Raw genomic sequence first — 3775 nt, 5'->3', positions numbered from 1 at the left:
CTGCTGATCCAGCGCGCCGTCGACAGCTCGGCCATCGGCTCGATGCTGCTCACTTTCGGCGTCGCCCTGATGCTGCAGAACGTCATGATCTGGGTGTTCTCGCCCGACATGAAGAACATCACGCCGGGCTGGGCCTTCGCCTCGTTCAGGATCGGCGCCGTCACCTTCGATGCGGTGCGGGTGAGCGCCCTGCTGGCCAGCCTGGTGCTGCTGTCATGCCTCGCCGCGCTGCTGAAGTTCTCCCCGCTCGGCCGCGTCATCCGCGCCACGGCGCAGCAGACGCTGGCGGCACGGCTGTGCGGCGTCAACGTGCGCCACGTATATGCTCTGACCTTCGCCGTGTCGGCCGCCTTCGCCGGCGCCGCCGGCATCATCATCGGCATTATCCTGCCCTTCTCGCCGGCCGACGAGGCGACCTGGACCTTGAATGCCTTCGTCGTCGTCGTGCTGGGTGGCGTCGGCAGCCCGGCCGGCGCGCTGCTGGGCGGCCTGCTGCTCGGCATCGTCAACACGCTGACGGCGCAGTATGTCGGGCCGTCCTTTCCCAACGTGACCATGTTCCTGCTGCTCGTGCTGCTGCTGCTGGTGCGGCCGCAGGGGCTGCTGGGCAACGCCTTCAGTGCCTCGCGATGACGCGCCCCCTGCCCCTCGCCCTGCTGGTCGTGGCGGCGGCGCTCCTGCTGGCGGCCGTGCCCTACCTTCTGCCGCCGTTCTACGTCCGGGTCGGCCAGCTGATGATCTACTCGGCCGGGCTCGGCGTGGCGTGGGCCATCCTGGGCGGCTTCGCCGGCTATGCGAGCTTCGGCCATTCGGCCTTCATCGGCGTCGGCGCCTTCGCCGCCGGCCTGGTCGAGACGCGGCTGGGCGGCGTGCCAACCGCCCTGCTGTTGCCGATCGGCGTGCTGGTGGGCGGCGCCGCCTGCGGCGCGCTCTCGGCCGTCATCGCCTACCCGATCCTGCGCCTGCGCGGCACCTTCTTCGCCATCGCCATGCTGGGCGTCAGCCATGTCTGCGCCGAGCTCACCAACAACGTCGATTTCTTCGAAGGCTCGCTCGGCCTGACCTTCCCGAGCGTGGTGCCGGCCGATGTCGATCCGGCGGCGTTCTTCTACGAGCTCTACCTCGTGGCCGGGCTCGCCGTGCTGCTGATCGCCTGGAAGATCCGCGACAGCCGGTTCGGCGCCGGCCTGCTCAGCATCCGCGAGGACGAGGACACGGCACGCATGCTGGGCGTGCCGACCGAGCGCTACAAGCGCACCGCCTTCGTGGTGAGCGCCGTCCTGACCGGCGTGCTGGGCGTGCTCTACGGCCATTCGCTGGGCTACATCACGACCGACTCGGTCTATCGCGACGACACCAACCTCAACCTGATCGTCTACTCGCTGCTGGGCGGCATGGGCACTCTGTTCGGGCCGGTGATCGGCGCCTTCCTGCTGGTGTTCGTCACCCAAGTAATCCTGGGCCGGCTGCTCGACTTCCACCTGTTCGCGACAGGCCTGCTGCTCGCCTTCCTGGTGCTGGCCGCTCCCGGCGGGATCATCGGGCTGGTGCGCAGTTTCCGCCTGCGCCGGCAGCGCGCCCGCGTGGCGGCGGCCGAATGAGCGCCCAATCCGGCGGGCCGCCGATCCTCGCGGTCGAGCACCTGTCCAAGAGCTTCCGCGGCCTGGCGGCGATCGCCGACGTCTCGTTCGCGATCGTGCCAGGCTCGATCACCAGCATCATCGGCCCCAACGGCGCGGGCAAATCGACCCTGTTCAACCTGGTGACCGGCTATCTCGTGCCGACCGCCGGCGCAGTGACCTTCCGCGGCCGCACCATCACGCGGCTCGCCACCAACAGGATCGCCGAGCTGGGCATCGCCCGCGCCTTCCAGATCGCTCGCCCGTTCCGCGAGCTCACCGTCTCCGAGAACGTCCGCATCGGCGCGCTGTTCGGCAAGGCGGGCCCGCGCGACGTCGCGGCGACGACGGCGCGCGCCATGACCTTGGCCTCGATCGCCCACCTCGCGGAGCAGCCGGCCAACAGCCTGACGGTCGGCCAGCTCAGGCACCTCGAGATTGCCCGCGCCATCGCCACCCGCGCCGACCTGCTGCTGGCTGATGAGCCCTGCGCCGGCCTGAACCCGACCGAGACGGCGGCGATGATCGACGTGCTGCGCCAGGTTCGCTCGAGCGGGGTCACCGTGGTGCTGGTCGAGCACGACATGCCGTCGGTGATGGAAGTCTCCGACCGCATCCTGGTGCTCGACGCCGGCCGCCTGATCGCCGACGGGACGCCGCAGGCGGTGTCGCAGGATCCCAAAGTGGTCGCGGCGTATCTCGGGACGCCGGATGCCTGACGGCGAGCCCCTCGACGTCGCTGGGGAGACGCCCAGCACGCGGCGCGCACCACGGCGCCGCTAAAATGGCGGCGGTGCGTCGGAGAGCGCTCATGGCTGGGGGCGCGCCACTCCGATGGGCACTTCTTGCTGATTACACATCCCATGAGCGCCATCGGAGTGGCGCGCTCCCAGCAATGAGGCGAGTTCGGTCGGAAAAGTTAGCGCCTATGTGTGGCGCACCCCCAGCGCATCGTCACAGGAGGCGAGAATGGGCCATCTGGCCCTGTAGCGACTCATTTCTTCCTATCGTCGAAGGGAATTGCCGCGTCCTTGTTGAAGCGCGCCTTGCGTTTGCGGCCATACGCCCAGATCACGATCCCGACGAATGCGATGACCAAGACAATAAGATAGATGCCGTAGCCCATGGCCTGTCGTCCTTCATCCAAGAAGCATCAACCACGCCGCCGCGATCAGAAGGCAGATCACCACGACCGGCATTCCCGCCCGCGAGAACACCGCCGCCGAGATCGCCACTCCGCCCCCCAACACGAACATCCAGAGGATACTACTACGTTCTTACGCAGACCGTCGTCGATCCGCAGAAATTCGGCCAGGAGTACGTCGCGCAGGTCGTGCCGTTTCTGGCGAAGTACGAGGCTGAGATCATCGTCAGTGAGCTCGAAGCGAAGTCGCTGCAGGGCAATCCGGCCGAAGGCGTCGTAGTACTGCGCTTTCCATCCGAACAGGCGATCCAGAGCTGGCTCAACGACCCGGCCTATCAGCCGATCAAGGAAATCCGGATGACCCTGACGAAGAACGCGAATGCCGTGATGGCTCCCGCGTTCAAGATGCCAAGCCGAGGAGGAGCGGCATGACCGCCTATGCGAAGGGGAGGGCCTCTGCCGCTTCGGATCCTGAATTGCAGGAAATCACTGCCCAGATCAGGAAGGAAGGGACTGTGATGCAAGAGCGCGAAATTCTCGTCGGCATCGACCTCTGACGGGTCCTCGCCTCACAACCGGACGTCTGTCGAACTAATTGCCCGACGTCGTCGCGCGCACATAGGTGGCGAGATCGAAATAGTCCCGCCAGACCTTGATCTTTCCACCCTGCATCTCGAACACGCCGCAGCAGGGCAAATCCACGCTCTTGTCGCCGACCTGGGTACGGTCGAGACGCTCGGCCATGACGACGTCGCCTCGTCCTGTTACGTTGAGAATGTCCCAGTTCGTCCTGGTCCAATTCTTGATGAACCCACCGATGAACCTGCGCAGATTGTCCTGTCCGGAAACCGGCTTGTTCATCATGTTGTGATAAACGCCGTCCGGGGTAAAGAAGGCGACGATCTCCTCGACGTCCAGGCGCGACCAGGCTGCGATGAATTCACGGACAATCTTCTCGTTGTCTGTCATTTGCCGTCTCACCCGATTGTTCCGGCTCTCTCCCTTGCGCCGC

Annotated in this window: 7 protein-coding genes; 5 read left to right on the top strand and 2 right to left on the bottom strand. The window is 66.2% G+C overall.

Features of this window, described 5'->3' with window-relative positions; genetic code table 11:
- The 3 genes from AB7O82_RS37710 to AB7O82_RS37700 all read left to right on the top strand — a co-directional run.
- Window positions 1–633 (top strand): ABC transporter permease subunit (locus AB7O82_RS37710; protein WP_428551971.1); only part of this gene is annotated, 633 nt, incomplete at its 5' end.
- Window positions 630–1601 carry a branched-chain amino acid ABC transporter permease gene (locus AB7O82_RS37705; RefSeq protein ID WP_428621872.1) on the top strand — a complete coding sequence of 324 codons (972 nt, stop codon included), beginning with the start codon at window positions 630–632 and terminating at the stop codon, window positions 1599–1601. The genes AB7O82_RS37710 and AB7O82_RS37705, both read left to right, overlap by 4 nt.
- Window positions 1598–2338: an ABC transporter ATP-binding protein gene (locus AB7O82_RS37700; RefSeq protein ID WP_428551965.1), complete on the top strand. Its 741-nt coding sequence runs from the start codon at window positions 1598–1600 to the stop codon at window positions 2336–2338. The genes AB7O82_RS37705 and AB7O82_RS37700 overlap by 4 nt, the downstream gene beginning before the upstream one ends.
- 275 nt (window positions 2339–2613) lie before the next feature.
- Here AB7O82_RS37700 and AB7O82_RS37695 read toward each other — a convergent pair whose 3' ends face one another.
- On the bottom strand, window positions 2614–2745 hold the full coding sequence (locus AB7O82_RS37695; protein ID WP_428551977.1) for a cbb3-type cytochrome oxidase subunit 3: 132 nt from the start codon (window positions 2743–2745) through the stop codon (window positions 2614–2616).
- On the opposite strand from AB7O82_RS37695, the gene AB7O82_RS37690 reads away from it, so the two are divergent.
- Together AB7O82_RS37690 and AB7O82_RS37685 are read left to right on the top strand one after the other, a co-directional pair.
- Window positions 2728–3195: a DUF1330 domain-containing protein gene (locus AB7O82_RS37690; protein ID WP_428551974.1), complete on the top strand. Its 468-nt coding sequence runs from the start codon at window positions 2728–2730 to the stop codon at window positions 3193–3195. The genes AB7O82_RS37695 and AB7O82_RS37690 overlap by 18 nt on opposite strands.
- Entirely contained in the window at window positions 3192–3320 is a 129-nt protein-coding gene (locus tag AB7O82_RS37685; protein WP_428621870.1) for a hypothetical protein, read from the top strand. The genes AB7O82_RS37690 and AB7O82_RS37685 overlap by 4 nt, the downstream gene beginning before the upstream one ends.
- A gap of 34 nt (window positions 3321–3354) precedes the next feature.
- Here AB7O82_RS37685 and AB7O82_RS37680 read toward each other — a convergent pair whose 3' ends face one another.
- Window positions 3355–3732, bottom strand: a complete 378-nt coding sequence (locus AB7O82_RS37680) for a limonene-1,2-epoxide hydrolase family protein (protein ID WP_428621869.1) — start codon at window positions 3730–3732, stop codon at window positions 3355–3357.
- Window positions 3733–3775: the final 43 nt, after the last annotated feature.

Source organism: Reyranella sp. (assembly GCF_050185545.1).
Classification (GTDB): Bacteria; Pseudomonadota; Alphaproteobacteria; order Reyranellales; family Reyranellaceae; genus Reyranella.
The sequence above is the reverse complement of the archived record's forward strand: the minus strand, read 5'-3'. Positions and strand labels throughout refer to the sequence as shown.